The sequence below is a fragment of the Paenibacillus pasadenensis genome (assembly GCF_023715725.1).
GTDB lineage: Bacteria > Bacillota > Bacilli > Paenibacillales > Paenibacillaceae > Paenibacillus_O > Paenibacillus_O pasadenensis_A.
Map to the genome: position 1 here is coordinate 1 of NZ_JAMBOT010000021.1, position 26,877 is coordinate 26,877.

Consider the following 26,877-nt stretch of genomic DNA (forward strand, 5'->3'; position numbering starts at 1 on the left):
GGTTATTCTGCACACCGAGACAGAGTTGGAGCAATTAATATCATGCGCCAACCTGTGATCGATGGTAACAGTCGATCAGCCTAGTTAGCTAAACGCTCTGAACTAGGACGGGCTATTGATCTAGCCCAAAACTTGGCCGTTGAACAAAACAGAAATGGTCTGCGTTCGCCAACGAGCTAGGAATCCCACGGTTTCAACCGTGTGGAGGATCAATAATAAAAGTATATCATGCCCGGCGGTGCGGAGAAAAACATGCAAACGCAGGCTTCCACGCACGGCAATCTTAAGCTGCCAGATGGGGAGAGCCTGTTTGTCATTGTGTTCCGGAGCGTTTCACTCAAAAACAAACGGCGGCCGCCTCCGAAGAAACGACCGCCGCTGGCAAATAGATTTATTTTGAGCCGACATCGGTGCTGGCCCTCAGCACGGTAATTTCGACGCGCCTGTTTTTGGAGCGACCGGCTGAGGTGTCGTTCGAGGTGACAGGACGTGTGTCCGCATATCCGGCGATTTCGAATTTGCCCGGAGCGAGCTTGCTTTTATCGATAAAATAATGCAAAACCGACAGAGAGCGCGCCGCCGACAGATCCCAGTTGTCGCTGTATTCTCCGCCGTAAATCGGCAAATTGTCCGTATGCCCTTCGATGCTGATTGTATTGTCCAGCGTGCGGAATAAGCTGGACAGCTTGTCCAGCACGGGCGTGGCTCCTTGTTTAAGCTTGGCTTCGCCTAAATCGAACAGAAACAGATCGTTTAGCCGGATGGCAATGCCCTTGGGCGTATCCGCTACATAAACCTTGTCCTGCAGCTTATGGTCACGAATATAGGTTTGGATGACTTTAAGCAGGTTCTGCAGCTCCTCCTCCTGCAGCCGCTTCAGCTGCTGCTGCGGCGTCTCGGACACAGCGGGCGGAGAGGAGGGGGCGACGCCTCTTGCCAGCATTTCTCCGGTTAAGCCTTGGCCGCCTTGAATGACGGAGTCCGACTTGGCGAACTGGAATTGCAGCGACTGCGCAAGCACCTCGTATTTTTTGACATCAAGCTGGCTCATCGCGTATAACACGACGAAAAAGATCAGCAGCAGCGTAATCAAATCGGAGTAGGTGATCAGCCAACGCTCGTGATTTTCCGCCGGTTCCGTCGTTAAACCGCTTCGTCTACGCCTGCGCCGCATGTTCCTCCGCCTTTCCTTCCGATCCGCTGGATTTCCGGCTTACAACCGGCTCGTCGACGACGAGGAACGACTGGAGCTTTTTGCGGATAAGCTGCGGATTGTCGCCGGCCTGCAGGCCAAGAATGCCCTCCATCATCATTTCCATGCGCTGGATGCGCTCTTGGCTGCGCGCTTTGATTTTGGAGGCGATGGGCAGGTAGAGCACGTTTGCAGAAGCGACTCCGTATAAGGTTGCCGTAAAAGCGACCGCAATCGACGAGCCGAGCGAGCCCGGTTCATTGAGGTCTCCAAGCACGTTAATCAGCCCCATCACAGTGCCGATGATGCCCATCGTGGGAGCGTAGCCGCCTGCGCTTTCGAAAATTTTCGCCTGCTGCTCATGGCGCCGCTCCATGGCGGCAATCTCCAGTTCCAGAATTTCACGGGTCAGATCGGGGTCGGTCCCGTCTACGACCATCAGCACGCCGTCGCGCAGAAACCGCTCTTCAATTTTACCGGCATGGGTTTCCAGGGCGAGCACGCCGCCGCGCCGGGCTAGCGTTGCCATTTCCGTCAGGTTTTCGATGATTTGCTCGTCGGTATCGCTATCCTTGCGAAAAGCCATCCGCAGCGCCGCCGGAATCGTGCGCAGCCGCGCGGCCGGAAAGCTGACGGCAACCGCCGCAAACGTGCCGCCGAATACGATGAGGATGGCCGTTTTTTCCATAAGGCCGTGCGCCTCGCCGCCCTCCCAAAGAAAACCTCCCAGCAAAGCGGCAATGCCTGCTATGATGCCGATTACAGTCGTTAAGTCCATGCTGTATGTCACGCTCCCGCTGTAAATTTTATGCCAACTGTTCTCATTGCAAGCCGGTTTTTAACCCGGTATAATGGACGGGAACAGATATTCTTATCCTTGATTCATTTTTATAGCATTCATGTGCAGCATCGTCTTTACATGACAGAGATGACTTATTTATCGGTAGATTTGGGTATACAGATGAATAGGGATTTCTTCATATAATAATAGATTCATCCCGCAATACTGGGACTGATGGACCAGGACTTTTGCGGCATGAAGGAAGAGGGTGAGCTTCGCTCATGGCCGAAAAGGTGCAAGAGCCTAAGCTGTTCCAGCTGAGATCGGACTACACGCCGCAGGGAGATCAGCCGGGGGCGATCACCCGGCTCGTAGACGGCGTCCAAGAGGGGCGTCATCATCAAATTCTGCTTGGAGCCACCGGCACCGGCAAAACCTACACCATCGCCAATACGATTGCGCGGCTTAACCGCCCGACGCTCGTTATTGCCCACAATAAGACGCTCGCCGCCCAGCTGTGCAGCGAGTTTCAGGAATTTTTCCCCGATAATGCCGTTTCCTACTTCGTCAGTTATTACGACTACTATCAGCCGGAAGCCTATCTCCCGGCGACCGACACCTACATCGAGAAGGACTCCAGCATCAACGACGAAATCGACAAGCTGCGCCACTCCGCGACCAGCTCGCTGTTTGAGCGCCGCGACGTCATCATCGTAGCCAGCGTGTCCTGCATTTACGGTCTCGGTTCTCCGGAGGATTACGGCAATCTCGTGTTGTCGCTGCGTACAGGGATGGAGAAGGGCCGCGACGAAATTTTGCATAAGCTGGTCGACATCCAGTACAAGCGCAACGACATTAGCTTTGTGCGCGGCACGTTCCGGGTACGCGGGGACGTCGTGGAGATTTTCCCTGTTGCGAACAACGAGCGGGCGATTCGCGTCGAGCTGTTCGGCGACGAGATTGAGCGCATTACCGAGATTGACGTGCTGACCGGCGAAATCGTCGGCGAGCGCGACCATGTCGCAATTTTTCCGGCGTCTCACTTCGTAACCGAGGAAGAGAAAATGCGCATAGCGCTGGTTAATATCGAGCGGGAGCTGGAGGAGCGGCTGGCGGAGATGCGCGAGAACGGCAAGCTGCTGGAAGCGCAGCGCCTGGAACAGCGCACCCGTTATGACATCGAGATGATGCAGGAGATGGGCTTCTGCTCCGGCATCGAGAACTATTCCGGACCGCTCACGTTCCGTGAGCGAGGCGCAACGCCATATACGCTGATGGACTATTTCCCTGACGATATGCTCATCGTCATTGACGAGTCCCATGTGACGATTCCGCAGGTTCGCGCCATGTACAACGGCGACCGGGCCCGTAAGGAAGTGCTCGTGGAGCACGGCTTCCGCCTGCCGTCGGCAATGGATAACCGGCCGCTGAAGTTCGAGGAGTTCGAAGGAAAGAACAAACAGACCATCTATGTATCCGCAACCCCTGGCCCTTACGAGCTGGAGAAGTCGCCTTATGAGCCCATTCAGCAGATTATCCGTCCGACCGGCCTGCTGGATCCGATCATCGAGGTTCGCCCGACCAAGGGACAGATCGATGATTTGCTAGGCGAGATCCGGGACCGCATCGCCAAGGACGAACGGGTGCTGGTTACGACGCTCACGAAGAAGATGTCGGAGGATCTGACGGATTATCTCAAGGATGTCGGCATCAAGGTCCGCTACCTGCACTCCGATATCAAGACGCTGGAGAGGATGGCGATACTGCGGGATTTGCGGGTTGGCACGTTCCACGTGCTGGTGGGCATCAATCTGCTGCGGGAGGGCCTTGACCTGCCCGAGGTGTCGCTCGTAACGATTCTGGATGCGGATAAGGAAGGCTTTCTGCGTTCGGAGCGCTCGCTCATCCAGACGATCGGCCGCGCGGCCCGCAACTCGGAGGGCCGGGTCATCATGTACGGCGACAAAATTACGGATTCGATGGAACGGGCGATAACGGAAACCCGCCGCCGCCGCGAGATTCAGGAGGCGTACAACGAGAAACACGGCGTTACGCCGCAGACGATCCGCAAACGGATCCACGAGGTGATTGAGGCGACGAAGGTAGCCGAGCAGAAGAACGATTATCTGACCGGCGTCTCCGGCAAGCTGACGAAGAAGGAGCGCCAGCAGGTCATCAACCGCCTCGAAGCGGAGATGAAGGATGCGGCCAAGAGCCTCCAGTTCGAACGTGCGGCGGAGCTGCGCGACGCGCTCCTCGAGCTGCGCGCAGAAGAGGGCTGACGGCCTAGCTTCGGATTTAACCGAAATCATTCCTGCAGGATAACCTTGCAAACCGACAGGAGCGAAGATGCTCCGTTTACAAATAGGAGGTACTAAGTTGGCAAGCGACCGTATTGAAATTAAGGGCGCAAGAGCCCACAATCTGAAAAACATCGACGTTACGATTCCGCGCGACAAATTTGTCGTGCTGACGGGCCTCAGCGGGTCCGGCAAGTCGTCGCTGGCCTTTGACACGATCTATGCCGAGGGTCAGCGCCGTTATGTGGAATCGTTGTCGGCTTACGCCCGCCAGTTCCTCGGCCAGATGGAGAAGCCCGATGTTGATTCCATCGAGGGCCTCAGCCCGGCTATATCTATCGATCAGAAGACGACAAGCCGCAACCCTCGTTCCACAGTTGGCACGGTTACGGAGATTTACGATTATTTGCGTCTGTTATATGCCCGCATCGGCAAGCCTCACTGCCCCGAGCACGGTATTGAAATCACCTCGCAAACGGTGGAGCAGATGGTAGACCGCATTCTGGAATACCCGGAGCGGACAAGGCTGCAAATTCTCGCGCCTATCGTCAGCGGCCGCAAGGGCGAGCATACAAAGCTGCTGCAGGATATTCAAAAGCAGGGCTTTGTGCGGGTTCGTGTAGACGGCGAGCTGCGCGATTTGAGCGAGAGCATCGAGCTGGAGAAGAACAAAAAGCACAGCATTGAAGTTGTCGTTGACCGGATTGTTGTGAAAGAGGATGTCCGCACCCGCTTGGCGGACTCTCTCGAAACCGCGCTGAAGCTGTCCGAAGGCCAGGTCATCGTTGACATTATCGACCAGGAGGAGCTGCTGTTCAGCTCCAATCTGGCTTGCCCGATGTGCGGTTTCAGCATCGATGAGCTGTCGCCGCGCATGTTCTCGTTTAACAGTCCGTTCGGGGCTTGTCCCGAATGCGACGGTTTAGGCGCCAAAATGATCGTTGACCCGGATCTGATCATTACCGACAGCAGCAAATCGATTGCGGACGGCGCGTTTGAGGCGTGGGCGGGCAGCACGTCCAACTATTATCCTCAGTTCATGGCTGCCGTCTGCAGCCATTACGGAATTCCTAGAGATGTTCCGGTAAGCGAACTGAGTGCGGAGCAGATGAAAAAGCTGCTTTACGGCACGGGCGGCGAGAAGGTCCGTTTTGAATACGAGAACGACTTTGGATTCCGCAAAGAGGCGTTTGTTCCGTTCGAGGGCGTCGTGAACAATCTGGCGCGCCGCTACCGCGACACCGCCTCCGATTCCATGCGCGAATACATCGCGGAATACATGAGCGCCAAGCCATGCGGCAGCTGCAAAGGCCAACGGCTCAAAAAAGAAACTCTCGCCGTTACGGTCGGCGGACAAAATATCGCGTATGCGACCTCTCTATCGATTGGAGACGCAAAAAGCTTTTTTGACGGACTGGACCTGAGCGAAAAGGATCGCACGATTTCCAATCTTATTCTTAAGGAAATTAACAGCCGTCTCGGCTTCCTCGTCAACGTGGGACTGAATTATTTGACGATGTCGCGCGCGGCAGGCACGCTGTCGGGCGGGGAGGCGCAGCGTATCCGGCTGGCTACGCAGATCGGCTCCAGCCTGATGGGCGTTCTTTATATATTGGACGAGCCTAGCATCGGTCTGCATCAACGCGACAACGACCGTCTCATCGGCACCCTGGAGCATATGCGTAATCTGGGCAATACACTCATCGTCGTAGAGCATGACGAGGATACGATGATGGCTGCCGATTATATTATCGATATCGGCCCCGGCGCAGGCATCCATGGCGGTCAGATTATGGCTAAAGGCACTCCGCAAGAGATTATGCAGGATGAGAATTCACTCACCGGACAGTATTTGAGCGGGCGCAGATTCATTGCCGTACCGGAGCAGCGCCGGCCTCTTACCGATAAGTGGCTGGAGATTCGCGGCGCCAAGGAGAATAACCTCAAAGGTGTTAACGTCAAAATTCCGATTGGCGTATTTACGGCGGTCACGGGTGTATCCGGCTCCGGCAAATCAACGCTAGTCAATGAGATTTTGTACAAAACGCTGGCGCGCGATCTTAACCGAGCCAAGGTTCGTCCAGGCGAGTATAAGGAAATCCGCGGCCTGGAGCAGATCGACAAGGTGATTGACATCGACCAGTCGCCAATCGGGCGCACGCCTCGCTCCAACCCGGCAACGTACACGGGCGTATTTGACGACATTCGAGACGTATACGCCTCAACCACTGAGGCTAAAGTGCGCGGCTACAAAAAAGGCCGCTTCAGCTTTAACATTAAGGGCGGCCGCTGCGAAGCTTGCCGCGGCGACGGCATTATTAAGATCGAGATGCACTTCCTGCCCGATGTGTACGTGCCATGCGAGATTTGCAAAGGCAAACGCTACAACCGGGAGACACTGGAGGTTAAATACAAGGGCAAGAGCATTTCCGATGTGCTGGATATGACGATTGAGGATGCTACGGAATTTTTCCGCAACCTCCCCAAAATCCATCGCAAGCTGCATACGCTGCTGGACGTGGGCCTTGGTTATATGAACATGGGCCAGCCGGCGACAACGCTGTCGGGCGGCGAGGCGCAGCGCGTTAAGCTTGCTTCCGAGCTGTATCGCCGCAGCACGGGGCGTACGTTCTATATTTTGGACGAGCCGACGACAGGTCTGCATATGGACGATGTGGACCGCCTGTTAGTTGTGCTGCATCGTTTGGTGGATTCCGGCGAGTCGGTGCTTGTCATTGAGCATAATCTCGACGTTATCAAAACAGCCGACTATTTGATCGATCTTGGACCGGAGGGCGGCAGCGGCGGCGGTACTATTGTCGGCGCAGGCTCACCGGAGGAGCTGGTGAAGGTCGAGGGCTCTTACACTGGCAAGTATCTCGGCCCTGTGCTAGAGCGCGACTTGCAGCGTACAAGAGAGGCGCGCGTTAAGGCCGAAGCGCTGCAGGCGGCAGCCGAGGTTGGGGCCGCTGCGGAGGCGACAGCCGATCCGGCAGCGGAGGCGCCTGTATCTGCGCGGAAGGCTGGCGGACGCGGCAAGTCCGCTGCAGCTAAAGGCGGAGCGCTGTTAGCAGCAGAAAGCGGAGCCTCCTATGAGGCGGATGCCGCTCCACGGAAGCGCGGCCGCAAGCCGAAGAGCGACGCTTAATTCGCCGCAGCAGGAACAAGCGGCGATTCAGCAAAAATCAGCAAAGAAGCCCAGCTAGCAGCTGGGCTTCTTTGCTGTATTCTTCTCCAAGCTTCAGGAACGGGCCGAATCCGAAATAAAAAAAGAACCAAGCCGGCACGGCTTGGTTCTTTCCCTTTATCATACTCAGCCTGCTGCGGAAGCGGCTGCTAGAATGCCGGTCAGCTTCTCTTGGAAGGCCGGTACGCCGACGCGGTTCACGTAAGCGTGGAACGTTTCGTTCTCCTCGCGTCCTTCTTTGTAGAACTCAATCAATTGAGCGAGAACAGGCGCAACATCGTCGCCTTTAACACGGCCTTTAAGCGGTTTGTTGAACGTCGCATCGGGGCCAAGGATGCCGCCGATCGCAATATCAAACGCATCTACCGTGCCTTGCGGCGTTTTCACGAGTGAGCCCTGCAGGCCGATGTCTGCGATATGCTTCTGTCCGCAGCCGTTCGGGCAGCCGATGAAGTGGATGCGGATTTTCTCATCCAGCTGTACATGCTCATCGAGGTATTCAGCCACGCGTACTGCGCGTACCTTCGTTTCAACAATGGCCAGGTTGCAGAACTCGTTGCCGGTGCAGCTGACCGTACGGCTCATGAACGGCTTCGGATTCGGCGTCAAACGTTGGAATACCGGAGCGGCCAGAGCGGCTTCGAGATCCTCGTCCTTCACGCCGGTCAGGATGATGTTTTGGGACATCGTCGTGCGGAGCTTGCCTTCGCCGTATTGATCGGCGATATCGCACAGCTGCTCCAGCTCATCGGAGTTGGTGCGGCCGACCGGCACGTTCATGCCGATATAGTTGCGGCCGTCTTTTTGTTTGTGCACGCCGTCGAAGTATGCCGCCTGCCAGCCGACGGTTTTGCTCGTACCTTTGGTCGGCATATCGCCAATCAGCTTCAGCAGCTCTTCCTGGAATTTCTCCGGTCCCCAGTCGGCGACGAGGAATTTCAGGCGGGCGTGGTGGCGCTTTTCGCGGTAGCCATGGTCGCGGAACAGCGTTGTTACGCCGATAGCCACTTTCAGCGCTTCCTCCGGACGGACAAACATATCAAGCTCTTTCGCCAGGTAAGGCTTGGCGCTGAGGCCGCCGCCTACCCAGGCGTGGAAGCCGATAACCTGCTCGCCGTCAATCTCCTTCACAGCCGGAGTAAAGGCAAGGTCGTTAATTTCCGCATGGGCGTTGTTGTAGATGTTGGCGGAAATGGACATTTTGTATTTGCGCGGCAGGTTGGAGAATTCACGGTTCATCAGGAAGAAATCGTTCACTTCCTCCACAAGCGCCGTTGTGTCCATCAGCTCGTCTTTGTCGATGCCCTGAAGCGGGTTGCCGACAATCGTACGCGGGCAGTCGCCGCAGGATTCGTAGCTGTACAGGCCAACTTCTTCGAGACGTTTAAAGATGTCCGGCATATCTTCAATGCGCAGCCAGTGGTACTGAATGGCTTGGCGTGTCGTCACGTCAATCAGATCCCGGCCGTATAGGCGGCCAATCGTAGCGAGCGCGCGCGCTTGAGCCGTCGTCAACACACCGGAGTTGATGCGGATCCGCATCATGAAATAACCGTCGCGTGGCTTCTGCTCGTAAACGCCCGCCCACTTGAAGCGGTTCATATCATCCTCGGGAATGGAGTCGTAGCCTTCCAGAGCATATTTCTCGATAATGGTGCGGATTACGTCAAGTCCGTCCTTCTCGATTTTCCACAGTTCCATTTTATTCAGCTTGGATGGATCGTTCATCCACGGCGTTTCGTATGCCATTGCTCAAGAACCTCCCTAAATGTTGACTCCCGAAGCAAGGAGCCGGCAGCCTGTTTCCAAAACCTTGTGCCAGCAAGGGGAAATGGCTGTGTGCGGCTGCTCCGCATGTGAAGTATAAATTCCGATAAAAAAGGTGTGATTATGTACTCCGATCGTACCATAATGCCGTGTAAATGGGAATAACGGCAGAACAGCGGCTTATAACGATTGTTGATGCAGATGATTGAGATTTTTTATATTGGCCAAGAATAGGAAGGGCTTCCTTGTCGCACGCTATATCGTGACAAATTTGTGGCAAACCAGTTACAGAGCGAAAACATCTTGCATCCAAGCCGCCTAAAAGATACCATAGCTTATATGAAGATATAGAGAAATGGTGCCGGCTATCCATCCGTCTGTGCGGTATAACGGGGCGCGATGCGGATAAAGCCAGCAATTCAATCCGGGAGGTAGCACCCCATGTATCTTGCAGCAGAAGAAGTCGCCGCAACATCAAGCACCTTTAATACATTTGACCTGTTCATGGTTGGATTTACCATTCTGATTGCTATCGGTCTGGTTCGTCTGCTTATGGAGAAAAAGAAGAACATTTTCGCGATTGGCTTTGCGGGCGTTAGCCTGCTTGTATTCCTTATCGTCGACTTCTTTATGGTCAAAATTTGGTTCGGCCTCTAAGCCGTCCGAATCGGCCTACATAGGCGCGCTGCCGCCGGAGCCAATACCCGGCTGCAGCGTATTGTATGCGCCATCACGGCATACTCAAAAGGCTCCCCGCTCGGCATCATTGCCGGATGGGGAGCCTTTTTCATCTTTGCCGGGCCGGGCTAACATAAGCGGGCATAAAAAAAGGGAGCGGAAGCTCCCTTTTCAAAATTAAACCCACCACATCTCGCCAAGCGGCTCGCGGATAAGCACCTGCTGCAGGTTGGAGACCGCTTTGCTGAAGCCTTCCTCTACGCTCATCAGCCCGTCCTCGTGCTCGATGCTGACAACATAGTCGTAACCGACGAGGCGCAGCGCGCTGATGATGTCCGCCCAGACCTTGAGGTCATGGCCGAAGCCGACGGAGCGGAACTGCCAAGCGCGGTCCAGCATTAAGGCGTAGGATTGCATATCGGTCACGCCGTGTTTGTTGACATTAATCGGGTCAATCGTTGTATCCTTGGCGTGGAAGTGATGAATCGCACCCTCGCGGCCAAGAATATGGATAGCCTGCACCGGATCGATGCCTTGCCACCACATATGGCTCGGATCGAGGTTGGCGCCGATTGCTTTGCCCGTCGCTTCGCGCAAACGCAGCATCGTGGCCGGCGTATGGACGGAGAAGCCGCCGTGCAGCTCCAGGCCGATTTTGATGCCTGCCGCTTCGGAAATGCCGTTGATTTCGGACCAATAAGGAATGACTTTTTGTTCCCACTGCCATTTAAGCACGTCCTGGAAGTCGTTCGGCCATGGAGCAACCGGCCAGTTCGGATATTTAGCATCCTCATGGTCGCCCGGCAGGCCGGAGAACGTGTTCACAACGGGAACTTCAAGCCGGTTAGCCAGCTCAATCGTTTTACGGATTACCGAATCGTGCTCGGTGGAGATCGCTTTTTGCGGGTGAAGCGGATTGCCGTGGCAGCTCAGCGCGCTGATGATCAGGCCGCGGGATTCTACCGCTTGTTTGAAGGCGCGGCGTTTGCCGTCATCGGCCAGCAGCTCGTCCAAATCAAGATGCGGGCTGCCCGGGTAGTTGCCGGTGCCGATTTCCAATGCGTCCAGCCCTTTGGCGGCGATGTAGTCCAGTGATTCCTCGAATGATTTTTGGGCAAATAGAACGGAGAATACGCCAAGTTTCATATTCGAAATAACCTCCCGATCGGGTGATAGTAAGCGGTCGATACAAGCGATTTCATTATACCACGGCCCAAAGCGGCAATTCAGCCGCTCCGGTCGTTTCCGGCAAAATTACATAAGAAGTGGACAAAGGAGAGTTATCGATGAAAAATCCAGTCGCCCTGCTGTTTGCGCATCCGGATGACGAAACGTTTCTGGCTGCGGCGCTTAGCCGCAAGCTTGCCGATGAAGGGCATCCTCCCGTATTGCTCGTCGCTACCCGCGGCGATGCGGGCATGAGAGGCAGTGAACAAGCCAAGCTGCTCGGCAGCGGCCTCGGAGCGGCGCGCGAACGGGAGCTTGCCGATGCGGCACGTATTTTGGGCATTGGCGCGGTCGGGCAGCTCGGTTATCCGGACGGAAAGCTGGAGGAGGCTGACGAAAAAGAGGCGGTGCGGCGGGCAGCTGAGTTTTTACGAACGTACAAGCCGTCAGCACTCGTAACGTTTCCGCCCGATGGAGGCAACGGACACCCGGATCACAAAGCGATTTCCCGGATCGGAACAAGACTGGTTAAGGAAGGACATATTTCAGGACTGAATCAGCTCTATTATGTCGCTTCCCCAGCGTTAGAGGAGCAGGGCCGCACGGCGGAGCTGACGCTCGATTCGGCTGAGCAATGGACGGCAAAGGCGGCGGCGCTTGCCGCGCATACCTCTCAATCGGATACGATTGCCCGCTACTTCGGGGATCTGTCCGCGCCTCCCAAGGATTGGCGGTACGAACGGTTTTATTTGGCTTGGGAGGACGGGCAGGAGCGGTTTTGAGGAAGAGCGGGCGGCAGCTTTTGCTGCCTCCGTTGATGCCACACTTTACATGCCGACGTCGGAATCGTTCCCCGGCGGGTTCTGCCGTTCTTCTCGAATCCTTTTTTCCGTCAAATAAAAGAGGAAGAGCATGGAGCCCAGCGTAATCAAAGTGCTGATGTAAGAAAAGAAAAATCTCCCATTCAGCATAAAAAACAAGGAAAAGACGACGTTGATCAGCCCTGCTGCAAGTGCGATAACGAGCTTTTCATGCTGCGGGGCCAAGTAAACAGACCATGATTTTGCGCGCTGCGGCGCAGGCGGGATGAAACGAAACCTTTTTCCGGTCAGGCCAAGAGCAATCGCAATCAGAAAAGCAAAGGAGTCTGTCAAAATCTGAAGGACAAATACCAGCCCGGTGTTATCCCCTACGATGGTTGAAGGCAGCAGGCTGAAACTAGTCAGCAGCAGGTACAGCGTAGATTGCAGCGCCAAAAATTGAGCATAACCCGCTGTTATAATAATAGCGGCCCAAAATGCCCTATACCGCATTAATAAAACGGTTGCCAGCATATAAAGGATGAATTGGGCTAACACGTCAAATACGGGAGCCTGCATCACCATTCGATTGAAATAGGACAATACGCTAATGACGAGCGAGGAGCCGACAATAGTCGGCCAATGGCGCAGCGCCGGAATTCGGAACAGCGACAAAGCGAGCGCCCAGACGGCCAAGGCATCTAATATGCCAAGGGTAAGGTACAAAAGATGAGAGAGCATGAACCCGGACACCTTTCGTTGTATCATTATTGTGCCGAATTAAGGCTGTTACGGCACACCAAGTATAGCGTCCATAACGTCATTTGTGCCAGCCCTTGCCGGTAACCATCTATTGTGTTAAAATTCAAAAAATTAATTACATCCAATATGCCGATGAAGAGATTCCAACTCGGAGGCGTTTTCGTCAAGGATCGCTTCCGCAGCGTTCCCTAAGTTTGCCGGCCCGCCCGTTACCGCGGAACCAAAGAGGATGGACTGCCTACCGGCATCCGTCAAATTGGGTGGCACCGCGAGTCGTAAGCGCTCCTCGTCCCAACAGGCGAGGGCGCTTTTTGTGTTTTTTACATTACGGCAAACGGGAAGGATGCGGCGGAACATGCTGGATATGCAATGGATTCGCGAAAACAAGGAAGCGGTGCAGGAGGCGGCGCGCCGCAAAGGAATGGAGTTTGACGCCGATGCGCTGCTTCTGGCGGACGCAGAGCGGCGCAGGCTGCTTGTCCAGGTGGAGGAGCAACGCCAGAAGAGGAACGAGCTGGCGGAAAAAACGGCAGCGGCCATGCGCGACGGCAGAGCGGAAGCGGCTGAGTCGCTCAAGGCTGCGGGAAGGGCAGCGGCTGCTGAGCTTGGCATGCTGGAGCCAAAGCTTGTTTCGGTTGAGGCGAGGCTGGAGCGGCTTATGCTTGAAGCGCCGAACCTTGTGTCGCCGGACACGCCGCAAGGAGCGTCGGAGGCGGACAATGTCGAGGTTAACCGCTGGGGAGCCCCGCGCGAATTCGAATTTGAGCTGCGTGATCATGTCGCGCTCGGGGAGCTGCATGGCCTGTTTGACTTGGCCCGCGGCGTCAAAACGGCCGGAACGCGCAGTTATTATTTAAAGGGAGCTGGAGTCCAGCTTCATCGAGCGGTCCAGCAGCTTGCGCTTGACCGGCTCGAAGCGGCCGGTTTTGAGCTGCTTGAGGTGCCCGTCATGACGCGGGCCTCGGCCTTTGTGAAAACAGGTTATTTCCCGGCGGGTGAGGACCAGGTGTACAAGGTGGAGGGGCATGACTTGCGGCTTGTCGGCACGTCGGAGGTTCCGCTTGTCGGGTACTATGCCGGTGAAGTGCTTGAACTGAATGAACCGATTCGGCTGGCGGCGGCTTCGGCTTGTTTCCGGAGCGAGGCCGGATCGGCAGGGCGGGATACGCGCGGTCTCTACCGCGTTCATCAGTTCGCCAAGGTGGAGCAAGTTGTCATTTGCAGGGCGGAACCGGAATTGGCGGAGTTAATGCTGCAGGAAATTACGCGTCATGCCGGCGAGCTGCTCCGTCTGCTGGAGCTGCCTTACCGGATTATGAACGTATGTGCGGGCGATATGTCGCCCAAAACCTACAAGCAATATGATATCGAAACGTGGATGCCCGGGCGCGGCGCATACGGCGAAACGCATTCGTCGTCGCTGCTGCAGGATTATCAGGCAAGACGTGCCGGGATTCGTTACCGGGATGGTGACGGCCGTCTGCGCTATGCGTATACGCTGAATAATACGGCTGTCGCTTCGCCGCGCATTCTTATCCCGCTGCTGGAAAACCATCAGCAAGAGGACGGATCGATCGTCATCCCCGAAGCGCTGCGCCCGTATATGGGCGGAATAGAGCGTTTGTCGCCTCCGGCCGGATAAGCTCAGAGCTGGAAGGTTAACGGAGCCATTGCGGCCTGAACTTGCCAGCGGGCATTTCGCCGTAAAAGCTTGGTCAAGCGGCGGCCACTCTGCTACACTAGCAGTATGGAGGCCGCTGCTTGCGGCCAAGCTTATTTTAATAAGAAGCAGAAGCAAGTTTAAGATATGGAGGCATACTAAAGGCATGACCTTACCGATACAAAGGCAAGACATTGAGCTGCTGGCCCCAGCCGGCGATTGGGATTGCATGAGGGCGGCGGTCGCGAACGGTGCGGACGCCGTTTTCTTCGGCGTAGAGAAGTTCAACGCGCGTGCGCGCGCCAATAACTTCCGCATGGACGAGCTGCCGGAAATCATGGGTTTTCTGCATCGCTACGGCGTTAAGGGCTTTTTGACGTTCAATATTCTGGTGTTCGAGGACGAGCTGCGGGACGCTAAAGCGCTTATTGACGCTTGCATCGACGCTGGCGTAGATGCAGTTATCGTGCAGGATCTCGGACTGGTGAAGCTGATTCGCGAGATTTCGCCGGACTTTCCGATTCACGGCTCGACGCAAATGACTATTACGTCGCCGGAGGCGGTGGAGTTCACGAAGCCGTTCGACATCGAGCGCGTCGTCCTGGGCCGCGAGAACAATTTGAAGCAGATCCGCACCATTGGCGAAAAAGCAAAACTGCCGATGGAGGTGTTCGTGCACGGAGCGTTGTGCGTCAGCTACTCCGGGCAGTGCCTCACCTCCGAAATGTGGGGCGGCCGCTCCGCCAACCGCGGCGAATGTGCGCAGGCATGCCGTTTGCCGTACGACCTGATGGTTGACGGCGAGCAGAAGCCGATGGGCGACATCGCCTACCTGCTTTCACCGAAGGATCTTGCAGCTATCGAGCTGGTGCCGGAGCTGATTGAGGCTGGCGTGACCTCCTTCAAAATAGAAGGCCGCCTCAAAACGCCGGAATACGTCGCCAACGTCGTTTCCAAATACCGCAAAGCAATTGACGCTTATTTCGCCGGCGACCGCAGCGGGCCGACACGCGAGGAAATCCGCGAGCTGGAACAGAGCTTCTCGCGCGGTTTTACGCATGGCTTTCTTAGTGGAACGAACAACAAACAGCTCGTCGACGGCTCCTTCCCGAAAAGCCGTGGCGTTTATCTGGGGCGGGTTGAGCGCGTTCTGCGCGACGGCGTTGTCTGCCGCATTGAAGCTCCGCTCAAGCGCGGTGACGGCATTGTGTTTGACGCCGGCGATCCAACCCAGAAGGAAGAGGGCGGACGCGTCTACGACATCCGTCGCCAAGGCGTTAAGCTTGAAGGAGAAGCGGGGGAAGGCACGGTGCTGGACATCGTGCCGGGACGCAATGACGTTAATCTGCAGCGGGTGAAGGCCGGCGACCGCATTTGGAAAACGAGCGATCCCGCTCTCGACCGCCGTCTGCGCGCCACCTTTGAAACGGACAAGCCATACCGGGTATTCCCGCTGGCGCTTCATGTTGAAGGCCGGGAGGGCGAGCCGCTGCGCACTTGGTGGACGGACCTGCAGAAGGGCACGACCGTACAGGCGGACAGCGAGCTGCTGCTGGAAAAAGCTTTGAAGCGGCCGATGGACCGCCAGCTGCTGGAGGACCAGCTCGGCCGTCTCGGCGGCACGCTGTTCCAGCTGGAACAGCTGGAAATCGACCTGGAAGGCGACCTGATTCTTCCCGTGCGTGAGCTGAACCGATTGCGCCGCGAGGCAGTGGAGCAGCTGGATGGCGAACGGCCGAAGCCTCCGGTGTACGTCAAACGCGACGTCAACGTGTTTGACGGGGCGAGGACGCCGGAGCAGCAGTCGGCGGACGCGGCAGTGAAGGCGGGGCCCGGAGCGGCTCGCCTGACTGCGCTGTGCCGCACGCTGGAGCAGGTGCAGGCCGCCTGCAAAACCGATGTTGAAATGATTTATGCCGATTTCGAGTTCATCAAGCAGTTTCCAGCGGCAATCGAGGCGGCGCGTGCTGCAGGCAAGCCGATAGCGCTGGCGACGCCGCGCATCCATATGCCGAACGAAAACGGCTACCATGCCAATATTTTGCGGCTGCAGCCGGATGCGGTGCTCGTCCGCAACACCGGCGCGTTGTATTATTACCTGCGTGCCCGCATGGAGCGGCCGGGAGAGCCTTTCCCGCGGCTGATCGGCGATTTCTCCCTTAACATTGCCAACCATAAAGCGGTGGAGCTGTTCCGGGAAGCAGGCTGCGACGTGCTTACGCCGTCGTACGATCTGAACATTCAACAGATGGTCGATTTACTGGGCCGCACCAACGAGCCGGAGGCATTGGAAATCGTCATACATCAGCATTTGCCGATGTTCCATACGGAGCATTGCGTCTACTGTACATTTATCAGCGAGGGCACCGACTTTACGAACTGCGGCCGTCCTTGCGAGGAGCATAACATTTCGCTGCAGGACCGCATCGGCATGTCACATCCCGTGCGTGTTGACGAGGGCTGCCGCAATACGGTATACAATGCCATTGAGCAGTCCGGCGCGGAATACGTCAAAAACTTCCTTGAGCTTGGAGTGCGCTCTTACCGCGTAGAGTTTCTGGAGGAACCGGCAGAGAAAGTGGCCGAGGTGCTTGCGCTGTACCGCGACGCGATTGACGGCCGGATCAGCGGAACCCAGGTGTGGCGCAGCCTGAAGGCGACGAACCAGCTCGGCGTCACGCGCGGCCAGCTGGTAAAGTGAAGCAGCTTTGCAAGCAAAGCTTAAAATTGCTCCCCGGATTTCCGGGGAGCTCCTGTTTTTGCGGAGACGGAAATTGGAATGAAGAGAAGACAGAAGGGAAGCCAGACGATTATGACAACAAACATTGAACCAATAAAAATGATTATTGATGCGGATACGGGAATCGACGATGCTTTGGCGATTTTATATGCGGTTAAATCGCCGCGTATCGATCTGGAAGCGGTCTGCACCGTTTTTGGCAATATCGACGTCGAGCAAGCGACGGACAATACGCTGCGCCTGATCAAGCTGGCCGGCAAGGAAGGCCGCGTAGCCGTAATTAAAGGAGCAAACAAGGCTTTGCGCCGCGAGTTCCCGGGCTCAAAATCCGACGTGCACGGAGAAAACGGCATCGGAGGCGCAGTTATTCCTCCTTCCGATCAGCAGCCAACAGGCGAGGCGGCAGCGGATTTCTACATCCGTATGGCCAACGAGCGCCCTGGCGAGCTGACGCTTGTGCTTATGGGACGGATGACCAATCTGGCGCTTGCGCTGGAGAAGGACCCGAGCATTGCCGATAAATTCCGCAGCGTAGTCGTCATGGGCGGCAACGTCCTCGTACCGGGCAATATTACGCCGGCTGCTGAAGCGAACTTCTGGGGAGATCCTGAAGCGGCGCAGGTGCTGGTAGCGGCGGAAGGGCTTCCGCTTACTGTTGTCGGCCTCGACGTCACGATGGAGACGCTGCTAACCCGCGGCGAGCTGGAAGAGCTGGAGCGCAGCTGCAAGGAAGAGGACAAGCCGGTTGCCGCTTTCCTGAAGGATTGCTTCTCGGTCTACTTTGACTTCTACGGCATGGTAAACAAGCTCGACAACGCTTGTCCGATGCATGATCCGCTTGCCGTAATCGCTGCGGTTCGTCCGGAGCTCGTCACCTGCCAAACGCTGCTGGCTTCTATCTCCTGCGGCGATCACCTGACTGCCGGCATGGTCGTTACGGACCGCCGCGTCACGCCGAGCGTTGGTCATCCGGTCTCGTTCGCACTGGAAGTAGATGCTCCGGCTGTCACGGAAGAGCTGTTCTCGGTATTTAAATAACTGCTGATACAGGAAGGATTCGGTCTAAAGGACTGGATTCTTCTTCTTTTTGGTAAAATAGTATGGTGACAAATTGTAGAATATGGTACTATCTTCCTATTATTTAATAGAGAGGAAGATTTCATTTTATGAGGAGTAAACGCTGGCCGGCACTGAACCTACTGGCATTGGCCGCCCTGTTGTTTCTTTTGCCTGGAGGGGCTTCGGCGAACGAAGCCAGTCGCGTTGCGGATTTTGACGGATTTAACTATTTGCTAGAAGATGGCACGGTATGGGTGGAAGGTCCTAAAGGCTACTCCCCTGCGGATATAAAGCTCACCAGTATTGAGAACGGATACGGCTTGACTGCTTCAGGCGAGCTGGTGCTCCTTGATAACGGGAAAGCCCAACGGGTTAAGGGAGCGACAGGCATCAAGGCTCTGTCCGGAACCTGTTTGTTAAAGCAGGATGGGACGGTTTGGAATCTTGAGGGCGGCAATGTAAAAGGCACAGCTGCCAACGCCTCCATGGTTTACTGCGACGATTTAATGTCTGCATCGATTAACCCTGCGGGAGAGCTGTTTGCAACCGGAAATTTCGGCAATCTCGGCAAGCTCGTCGATCGGATTGACGCCGAATCCGTTTCTACGATTCGAGCCAGTGGCTATTATTCATCCCAGGTGGCTGTTCTATATAAATCCGGCAAGCTGACCATCTATGATTATATATATTTTGACCATAAAAATCTCGAAGCCTATGTACCGCAAGTAATGGCGGAAGATGCAGTCAGCGTTGCATTTGGCGAAGACGATACGATCGTGGTCGTACGCAAGGACGGCACGGTATGGCATAACAGCTACTCCAGCCGCTTTAAAATGGCCGAAGCCTATCCGGGAATTAGCGGAGCCGCAGAAATTTTGAGCATAACGTATAATTCGGCTTTGTTGCGCATGCAAAACGGCGATTTGGAGATCTACGGTTTAGAGTCAGGCAAGAGGGAAAAAGTGGAGCTCCCGGTTGTTGCCAATCTAAAGCTGACGCTGGAAACGAGCCAGCTGACGGTGGGGGAAAAGGTACCGGTAACAATTGAAGAGCAATGGAGCGGGTCCTCGTACCGGAAAGTCCCTTTGGCTGAAGCAAATCTTGTCATCGAGAAGCCAAGCCTGCTGCAAAAATTGCCTGACGGTACGCTGAAGGCTCTTGCTGTCGGCGAGACGGATGTCACAGTAACCTCCGGGGGCCAAAGCAAGACCGTAAGAGTATCCATCAGCTCTGCCCAAGCTTTTGCAGGAGGAGTGTACACAGACGGAGTGATGTACTTGCCGCTCCAGCGCACCTTTAAGGAGCTGGGAATGACTGTGTCTGCCGATGCCGCGGCCAAAACCTTCACGGTCAAGCAAGGCAAACTGTCCATTTCCTTGAAGCTGGGAAGCGCATCGGCTGTCATTAATGGCCAGACGGTTACTCTCCCCGGTAAAGTCCATAAAGCTGAAGGAAGCACCGTTTTTCCGGCAGCGCTGCTCAAAACGGCCATTGGAGCGCAGTTGAACTGGAATTCGTCTTATCAGTATATGACTGTCGGTTTAGGAAAGGCCAAGCTTCAAGTGCAGACGGAGCGCACGGCGCAAATATTAAAAAAGGAACTGCTGGGCAGTTTGACAAAGCTGATTGGTAAAAGCTATTGGGTGAATCATTTTGACAGTAACTATCGGTTTCAAAAAGTGACGATTACCGATATTGTTCCGGACGGCAGCGGAAGCTTCACCATTTACTTCAAACTTCCTTCTGGCAGCATTGTAGATTATACGACTTATGGAGCAGAGCAGGTCAGGACGACATTGGGCAACAGCGAGAACTTCCTGACGGCAGATCCGTACAAAACGTACAAGTGGTCGCAGTCGTCGTGGGCTCTAATCAAGCAAGGAAAAATTACGACCGGAATGAATAAGGATCAGGTGCTGTTGAGCTGGGGCAGACCGAACGAACGCAGCACACTGACCGCGAGCGGCATAACGGCCGAGACCTGGAGATACGGAGTTTCGAACTACGTGACCTTTACTAACGGCAAAGTGAGCTTCATCTATACGGGATAAATTATAAAAGCCGCATGGCAGCCCTTAACAGGCTATCATGCGGCTTTTCCGTTCTAAATACGCGGCTCTTTATCGTACCCCGGCAAATCATAATCCGTATTGTTCAGCTCGCGGAACATATGCGTATCTTCTATAAATGACCGCGTTTCCTGCGTTCCCAGCTGGTGGATGGTCATGTACAGATCGTTGACCGAGTTCTGGAACTTCTTTTGCGTCGGACTGCGGTCATTGGATTTGTACGGAATAGCGGCTACAAGCGAGCTGATGTCGTCCGTCGACTCCATCTCGTCCAGCAGCAGCTTCAGCTTTTCCAGCTCCTCGGGTGTTGCCAGAATTTCCAGCTGATCTGTGCGGGAGCGCTCATGCTCAATCGTTTTGGATGTGAGCGAGATAAAATAAGGCTTTCGCTCCGTTACCGGAGTCAGATCCTTGGCGCTTGGCACGCGCCGCCTGTCCGATTCCTCCTCTTCCTCGGGCGGCGGGTCCTGATAAACCGGGCCGTCGGAGCCTTTCACCGCAGGCGGATGCACGGCGCTGTCCGCTTCGACGACGCCCTGCGGCTCATGGCCGCTATGCGGCTTGCCGTCGGCGTTAATGCCGGCAGGCTGGCCCTCCATACGATTCAACTCCTGCTTGGCCCGTTTTTCATCATGGATGGCGTTCGTTTCCGTTTCCATAGAAGATGCAGTCGGTTTACTCATATTTAGTTCCTCCTTTGGTTCATTGCGAGTTTTGCTGTATCCTCCCTTACCATCAAGCCGGACCGTTGAAACAGGCAGAAACCCCCTGCTTCGCACTCGTTGACACTGGGCGGAGCCTTGTCTAGACTGAGAAAACAGACCTCGCAATGACGGGAGCATGACCAATAATGACGGAACGATTCAAACAATGGCGGCATGTGTTCAAGCTCGACCCGGACCGGCCGCTCGGAGAGCGGGAGCTGCAGGCGGTGCTGGGCTCCGGTACGGACGCGATTATGGTCGGCGGCTCCAGCGGGTTAACCTGCGGAAATACGTCAGAGCTGCTGGAGCGGCTGAGCGGCTGCGGCATTCCGCTTGCGCTGGAGGTGACGCGTCCCGAGCTGGCGTTGCCCGGTTTCGACGCCTATTTGATCCCGATGGTGCTTAACACCCCGGACGGGGAATGGATTACCGGAAGGCAGGCACAGGCGCTGGAGCAATGGGGGGCATTTATTCCGTGGGAAAAAACTTGGGCTGAAGGGTACCTGATTTTAAACGGAGATTGCGAGGCAGCTAAAGTGAGCGGCGCAAACGCTGGACTAACGGAGCTGGAGGCGGAGGCCTACGCCCGGTTGGCGGACCGGCTGCTGAGGCTGCCGCTGCTTTATGTGGAATACAGCGGCCGCTTTGGAGACATGCGTTTGCTGCGCAGGGTTAAACGCTCGTTGAATGGAGCGCAGCTTATTTACGGAGGCGGCATCGACAGTGCGCAGCGCGCGGCGGAGGCGGCAAAAATCGCTGCTACGGTCGTTGTTGGCAATATTATTTACAGCGATTTGGAGGCGGCGCTGAGCACGGTGCAGGCCGTCCGCGGCATCGAGTCTCTGGATTGACACAGCCGGGCTCGTTGCCCTAGACTGGAGATAGGCGAACAAAGGCGAACAGAACCGCCGGCAGCAAGGCAGGCGGGGCATCCTGCGGCATTGCCGCAGAGGTCCACAATACGGCAAGGCGCGCCTTCTGGCAGGCTGCCGTGAAGAAGGAGAATTAACCAACCTATGATAAATCCGATAGGAATCGAGGCGGCGGTTGCCAAGCTGAATCCGCCCCAGCGCGAGGCGGTGCAGGCGACAGACGGGCCGCTGCTCATTATGGCAGGTGCGGGCTCGGGCAAAACCCGGGTGCTGACCCACCGGATCGCTTGGCTGATTGAACGCCGGCGCGTTGCTCCGTGGAGCATTTTAGCCATAACCTTTACGAATAAAGCCGCACGCGAGATGCGCGACCGGGTATCTGCGCTGGTCGGCGCGGGCGGCAGCGATATTTGGGTATCGACGTTCCACTCTATGTGCGTGCGCATTTTGCGCAAAGATATCGACCGGATCGGCTTTACCTCGAACTTCTCGATTCTGGATTCCGGCGATCAGCTGTCGGTCATTCGCGGCTGCATGAAGGATTTGAACATCGACACGAAGAAATTCGAGCCAAAAGCGGTGCAGTCGGTCATCAGCAGCGCGAAGAACGAGCTGATTGATCCGGCGCGCTTCGAGCAGAAGTCGGGCGGGGATTATTTTAATAAAGTCGCCTCCGATGTGTACAAAATGTATCAGAAGCGCCTGCGCAGCAACAACTCGCTGGATTTCGACGATCTGATCATGAGCACGATTCAGCTGTTCAAGGACGTGCCGGAAGTGCTGGACTTTTACCAAAACAAATTCCGCTATATTCATGTGGATGAGTATCAGGATACGAACCGGGCGCAGTACATGCTTTGCCGCATGCTGGCCGACAAACATCACAACATTTGCGTCGTCGGCGACAGCGACCAGTCCATCTACCGCTGGCGCGGCGCGGACATCAGCAACATCCTTAATTTTGAGGAAGACTATCCCGAGGCAAAAACGATCATGCTGGAGCAGAACTACCGCTCTTCCGCCAATATTTTGAATGCGGCCAATGCCGTTATCGGCCAGAACACGGGACGTAAGGACAAAAGGCTGTGGACCGAGCGCGGAGCCGGCGAAAACATCAGGCTGTACCAGGCGGACTCGGAGCATGACGAAGGGTACTATATTACCGGCGAAATTCGCTCGGGACGCAACGGCGGACGCAATTATGCCGATCACGCTATTTTGTACCGGACGAACGCCCAGTCCCGCGTCATTGAGGAAATTCTCATCAAGTCGGACATCCCTTACCAGATCGTAGGCGGCATCAAGTTCTATGACCGCAAAGAGATTAAGGACCTGCTGGGATACCTGCGGCTTGTATCCAACCCGGACGATGACATCAGCCTGGAGCGGATTATCAATGTGCCAAAACGCGGCATCGGCGACACGACCGTCGCCAAGCTGGCGGAGGAGGCGGGCCGCCGCGGCGTTTCAATTTATCAGGTGCTGGGAGATTTGAGCGGCGTCGAGGTGAATGGGCGTACCCGCTCTCTGCTGGAGGGCTTCCGCTCGATGATTGCGAATCTGACGGCTATGCGTGATTATCTGTCGGTGACGGAGCTGACGGAAAAGGTACTGGAGCTGTCGGAGTATACGATGGAGCTGCACCGGGAAAATACGCTGGAGTCCAAAGCGCGCATCGAGAACATCGAGGAGTTCCTGTCGGTAACGCAGGAATTCGAGAAGCGCAACGAAGACAAGTCGCTCGTCTCGTTCCTGACCGATCTGGCGCTGATCGCCGACATCGATTCCATGGATAAGGACGAAACGCCGGATGACGCCGTCATTTTGATGACGATGCACAGCGCCAAAGGTCTTGAGTTTCCGGTTGTATTCATTATTGGCTGCGAGGAGGGCGTGTTCCCGCACAGCCGGGCCTTCACCGACAACGAGGAGCTTGAAGAGGAAAGGCGTCTCGCCTATGTCGGCATTACCCGCGCCGAGCAGCGGCTGTATATGACATGCGCCCGCATGCGCACGCTGTTCGGGCGCACGAGCAGCAACGCTCCTTCACGTTTCCTCAAGGAAATCCCCGATGACGTGAAGGAGCTTGCCTCGCCCGGCCGCACAATTGGCGGCGGCGGGCGTTACAGCGGCGCGTCGGGCGGAGCCGGAGGCTTCGGCTACCGCGGCGGCGGCGCCGCAGGCGCTTCCGCGCCGGGCTCCGCATCCGGCGCGGCGCGTTATGGCCGCCCGGCCGGGTCCCCCGGGGCCGGGGCGGCAAGCTCTGCCGCGGGCGGCAGCAGCGTGCGGGTTAGCACGCCGAACGCTCCCGCGGCCGGAATTGGCGAAGCGGCGCGCAGCTTCGCCGCCGGTGACAAGGTGTCCCACAAAAAATGGGGCACCGGAGTCGTCGTGTCGGTTAAGGGTACCGGCAACGACACGGAGATTCAGATTGCATTCCCGGCTCCGGTCGGGCTGAAGAAGCTGCTGGCCAGCTTTGCTCCGGTGGAGAAGGTCCAAGAATAATCTTTCGGCAAGCTTGTTCCGCTGATTTTCCTGCCCGGGTGCTGACCGATCAGCCCCGGGCAGGGTTGTATACATAACGATTGGTATAAACTTGAACTATTCGTCGTTTGCCGCATGTCGAATCTATTTTAAAGGACGTGAATTCAGAATGGATAACCGCACAAAACAGCAGGAGGAGCTTGTACAGGAAGCCGATGCTGCCGTATTGGAGCGCATGCGGGTGTTGGCCGGTGAGCTCGCCGTTCATAACCACAACTATTATACGCTGGATAAACCGGTTATCAGCGACGCGGAATATGACCTTCTGTACGATGAGCTGATCCGCCTGGAGCAGGAAAGCGGCGTTGTGCTTCCGGAATCGCCGTCCTTGCGGGTGGGGGGAGAGGTGCTGAAGGGCTTTGACACGTATCGTCACCGTGCCCGGCTGTGGAGCCTTGACAAAGCGAAGGACGAGGACGGAGTGCGCGCCTGGCATCAGCGGCTGCTCAAAGGCATCGCGGATTATAATGCTAAAAATCCCGAAGAGGAGCCTTTGCCGGACCCTTCCTTTGTCGTAGAGCTGAAGTTCGACGGCCTGACGCTGAACCTCACGTATGAGGGAGGCAAGCTCGTTCAGGCGGCTACGCGGGGCAACGGCACGGTCGGCGAAAGCATTATGGCGCAGGTGAAAACAATCCGTTCGGTTCCGCTCACCATCCCATATACCGAAGGGGTTATAGAAGTGCAGGGAGAGGGGCTCATGTTCCTGTCCGTGCTGGAATCGTACAATAAAACAGCGGCCGAGCCGCTCAAAAACGCCCGCAACGGCGCTGCCGGCGCGCTGCGCAACCTGAATCCGAAGGTGACGGCGGAGCGGAGGCTGGATGCTTTCTTCTATAACATTGGTTATTCCGACGAGCTTGAATTTGTCACCCATAATGAAATGATCGAGTTTTTGCGGGACAACCGCTTTAAGGTGAACCCTTATTTGGCTTATTTTACAGACATAGAAGAGCTCATTACAGAGCTGCACCGGATTGCTGTGCAACGCCCGGAGTTCGATTTTCTGATCGACGGAGCTGTTATAAAGGTAACCGACATGCGCACCCGCAGCGTGCTCGGCTATACTGACAAATTCCCGCGCTGGGCGGTTGCATTCAAATTCGAGGCGGAGGAGAGCACGACGGTACTGGAGTCCGTTTCCTGGAATGTCGGCCGCACCGGAAAAGTAACGCCGCTGGCGCGGGTCGAGGCCGTGGAGCTGGGCGGCGTTACGGTACAGAACTGCACCTTGAACAATACCGGGGATATTGAGCGCAAAGGGCTTAAACATGCGCTGGGCACGAGGGTATTCATTCGCCGTTCCAATGATGTCATTCCGGAGATATTGGGCAAAGCGGATGAAGAGGAGCAGGGAGAAGAAATCGTCTATCCTGAAAACTGTCCGTCCTGCGGTACGCCGCTCGTGCAGCGGGGAGCCCATTTGTTTTGCGAGAACCGTCTTGGCTGCAAGCCGCAAATCATTGCCCGGATTACACATTTCGCCTCGCGGGATGCGATGGACATCGAAACGTTCAGCGTTATGACGGCGGACCAGCTGCATGACAACTGCGGTGTGAACGATCTGGCGGATCTTTACGATCTTTCATATGAGCAGCTGATCGGTCTGGAGCGCTTTGGCGACAAAAAAGCCCGCAATCTGCTGGATGCGCTTGAAAAGTCAAAGGACCGCGATCTTGCTTCATTCTTGAATGCGCTTGGCATCCCCAACACCGGGAAAGCGACTACGCGCATGCTGGCCGACCACTACGGCAGTCTGGATGCGCTGATGGCAGCGCCAGCGGAAGAGCTGACGGGCCTCCCCGATGTCGGCGGCATCGTAGCGGAAAGCATTACAGCCTTTTTCCGCGAACCGCTCATTCAGGAAAGTATCCGCCGCATGCGCGAGCGCGGAGTGAAGGCCGAGGCCGACCGTCCGCTGCTCAGCGAGTCTGCTGAAGACAGTCCGTTCAGCGGCAAGACGGTTGTGCTGACCGGAACGCTGTCTACGATGACAAGGGATGAGGCTGGCAAACGGCTTGAGGCGCTTGGAGCTAAGGTTACAGGCAGCGTATCCAAAAAGACCGACTTTGTCATCGCCGGCGAGAGCGCCGGAAGCAAGCTAACCAAAGCCCGCGATCTTGGTTTAACCGTTATTGAAGATGAACAAGAACTGCGGCGCATGCTGGGCATGGAAGAGCAATAGCGCGATTAAAAAGCCGGAGAGCGGAACAGCTTTCCGGCTTTTTTGCTTCCCTGTGAAATTAAATCACTTTTTTTGAAAATAAGGGTTGCAATTCATTTTTAGACTGTGGTATATTACTTCTTGTCGCTTCGGCGGCACGGTAAAAAACAGCGAAAAGAAACAAAAAAGAAAAACAAGCTGTTGACAAGGAGACAAGCAGTGTGGTAAAGTATTTCCTTGTGACCAACCAAGTTCTTTGAAAACTGAACAAATGATTAAGCTATAAATTCGACAACGTTTTATCATGAGCAAGTCAAACACCTTGAAGCTTTTCTAATCCTTCGGATGCGAAAACTTCTTTTATGGAGAGTTTGATCCTGGCTCAGGACGAACGCTGGCGGCGTGCCTAATACATGCAAGTCGAGCGGACG

At 55.8% G+C, this 26,877-nt stretch carries 17 protein-coding genes and 1 rRNA gene; 12 read left to right on the forward strand and 6 right to left on the reverse strand.

Annotation, left to right across the window (positions count from 1 at the left end; genetic code table 11):
- Positions 1-391: 391 nt before the first annotated feature.
- Both M3223_RS23375 and M3223_RS23380 read right to left on the reverse strand, forming a co-directional pair.
- Positions 392-1,174, reverse strand: coding sequence for a flagellar motor protein MotB (locus tag M3223_RS23375; RefSeq protein WP_251566149.1), 783 nt, complete (start codon positions 1,172-1,174; stop codon positions 392-394).
- Positions 1,158-1,970: a flagellar motor protein gene (locus M3223_RS23380; RefSeq protein WP_251566152.1), complete on the reverse strand. Its 813-nt coding sequence runs from the start codon at positions 1,968-1,970 to the stop codon at positions 1,158-1,160. The genes M3223_RS23375 and M3223_RS23380 overlap by 17 nt, the downstream gene beginning before the upstream one ends.
- 284 nt (positions 1,971-2,254) lie before the next feature.
- Here M3223_RS23380 and uvrB point away from each other — a divergent pair, with 284 nt between their 5' ends.
- Both uvrB and uvrA read left to right on the forward strand, forming a co-directional pair.
- The gene (uvrB, locus tag M3223_RS23385) at positions 2,255-4,255 is read left to right on the forward strand and encodes an excinuclease ABC subunit UvrB (RefSeq protein ID WP_251566154.1); all 2,001 of its coding nucleotides are present in this window, start codon (positions 2,255-2,257) and stop codon (positions 4,253-4,255) included.
- A gap of 97 nt (positions 4,256-4,352) precedes the next feature.
- Positions 4,353-7,421 carry an excinuclease ABC subunit UvrA gene (gene uvrA / locus M3223_RS23390; protein ID WP_251566156.1) on the forward strand — a complete coding sequence of 1,023 codons (3,069 nt, stop codon included), beginning with the start codon at positions 4,353-4,355 and terminating at the stop codon, positions 7,419-7,421.
- 165 nt (positions 7,422-7,586) lie between these two features.
- Here uvrA and M3223_RS23395 read toward each other — a convergent pair whose 3' ends face one another.
- Entirely contained in the window at positions 7,587-9,209 is a 1,623-nt protein-coding gene (locus M3223_RS23395; protein ID WP_251566158.1) for a nitrite/sulfite reductase, read from the reverse strand.
- Positions 9,210-9,668: 459 nt separating this feature from the next.
- On the opposite strand from M3223_RS23395, the gene M3223_RS23400 reads away from it, so the two are divergent.
- Complete coding sequence (locus tag M3223_RS23400) at positions 9,669-9,884, forward strand: DUF2759 family protein (protein ID WP_251566160.1); 216 nt, start codon at positions 9,669-9,671, stop codon at positions 9,882-9,884.
- A 198-nt stretch (positions 9,885-10,082) separates the two neighbouring features.
- On the opposite strand, the gene M3223_RS23405 is transcribed toward M3223_RS23400, so the two are convergent.
- Positions 10,083-11,051: a sugar phosphate isomerase/epimerase family protein gene (locus M3223_RS23405; protein WP_251566162.1), complete on the reverse strand. Its 969-nt coding sequence runs from the start codon at positions 11,049-11,051 to the stop codon at positions 10,083-10,085.
- A 140-nt stretch (positions 11,052-11,191) separates the two neighbouring features.
- On the opposite strand from M3223_RS23405, the gene M3223_RS23410 reads away from it, so the two are divergent.
- Positions 11,192-11,854 (forward strand): PIG-L family deacetylase, encoded by a 663-nt coding sequence (locus M3223_RS23410; protein ID WP_251566164.1) that lies wholly within the window; start codon positions 11,192-11,194, stop codon positions 11,852-11,854.
- Positions 11,855-11,899: 45 nt separating this feature from the next.
- Here the strand turns inward: M3223_RS23410 and M3223_RS23415 are convergent, their stop codons facing one another.
- Positions 11,900-12,613 carry a DUF2070 family protein gene (locus tag M3223_RS23415; RefSeq protein WP_251566166.1) on the reverse strand — a complete coding sequence of 238 codons (714 nt, stop codon included), beginning with the start codon at positions 12,611-12,613 and terminating at the stop codon, positions 11,900-11,902.
- Positions 12,614-12,989: 376 nt separating this feature from the next.
- Between M3223_RS23415 and serS the strand changes: the two genes are divergently transcribed.
- The 4 genes from serS to M3223_RS23435 all read left to right on the forward strand — a co-directional run bounded on the left by serS (position 12,990) and on the right by M3223_RS23435 (position 20,144).
- The gene (gene serS / locus M3223_RS23420; protein ID WP_251566168.1) at positions 12,990-14,276 is read left to right on the forward strand and encodes a serine--tRNA ligase; all 1,287 of its coding nucleotides are present in this window, start codon (positions 12,990-12,992) and stop codon (positions 14,274-14,276) included.
- A 184-nt stretch (positions 14,277-14,460) separates the two neighbouring features.
- On the forward strand, positions 14,461-16,995 hold the full coding sequence (locus tag M3223_RS23425) for a U32 family peptidase (RefSeq protein ID WP_251566170.1): 2,535 nt from the start codon (positions 14,461-14,463) through the stop codon (positions 16,993-16,995).
- A 78-nt stretch (positions 16,996-17,073) separates the two neighbouring features.
- Positions 17,074-18,072 (forward strand): nucleoside hydrolase, encoded by a 999-nt coding sequence (locus M3223_RS23430; RefSeq protein WP_251566172.1) that lies wholly within the window; start codon positions 17,074-17,076, stop codon positions 18,070-18,072.
- 128 nt (positions 18,073-18,200) lie between these two features.
- Positions 18,201-20,144, forward strand: a complete 1,944-nt coding sequence (locus tag M3223_RS23435) for a stalk domain-containing protein (protein WP_251566174.1) — start codon at positions 18,201-18,203, stop codon at positions 20,142-20,144.
- A 53-nt stretch (positions 20,145-20,197) separates the two neighbouring features.
- On the opposite strand, the gene M3223_RS23440 is transcribed toward M3223_RS23435, so the two are convergent.
- Positions 20,198-20,845: a hypothetical protein gene (locus M3223_RS23440; RefSeq protein ID WP_251566176.1), complete on the reverse strand. Its 648-nt coding sequence runs from the start codon at positions 20,843-20,845 to the stop codon at positions 20,198-20,200.
- Positions 20,846-21,012: 167 nt separating this feature from the next.
- Between M3223_RS23440 and M3223_RS23445 the strand changes: the two genes are divergently transcribed.
- The 4 genes from M3223_RS23445 to M3223_RS23460 form a co-directional block, all read left to right on the forward strand.
- Positions 21,013-21,717, forward strand: a complete 705-nt coding sequence (locus M3223_RS23445) for a heptaprenylglyceryl phosphate synthase (RefSeq protein ID WP_251566178.1) — start codon at positions 21,013-21,015, stop codon at positions 21,715-21,717.
- Positions 21,718-21,882: 165 nt separating this feature from the next.
- The gene (gene pcrA / locus M3223_RS23450; RefSeq protein WP_251566180.1) at positions 21,883-24,243 is read left to right on the forward strand and encodes a DNA helicase PcrA; all 2,361 of its coding nucleotides are present in this window, start codon (positions 21,883-21,885) and stop codon (positions 24,241-24,243) included.
- Between the two features lie 148 nt (positions 24,244-24,391).
- Positions 24,392-26,467: an NAD-dependent DNA ligase LigA gene (ligA, locus tag M3223_RS23455; protein WP_251566182.1), complete on the forward strand. Its 2,076-nt coding sequence runs from the start codon at positions 24,392-24,394 to the stop codon at positions 26,465-26,467.
- 338 nt (positions 26,468-26,805) lie between these two features.
- Positions 26,806-26,877, forward strand: a 16S ribosomal RNA gene (locus tag M3223_RS23460); the annotation flags it as partial.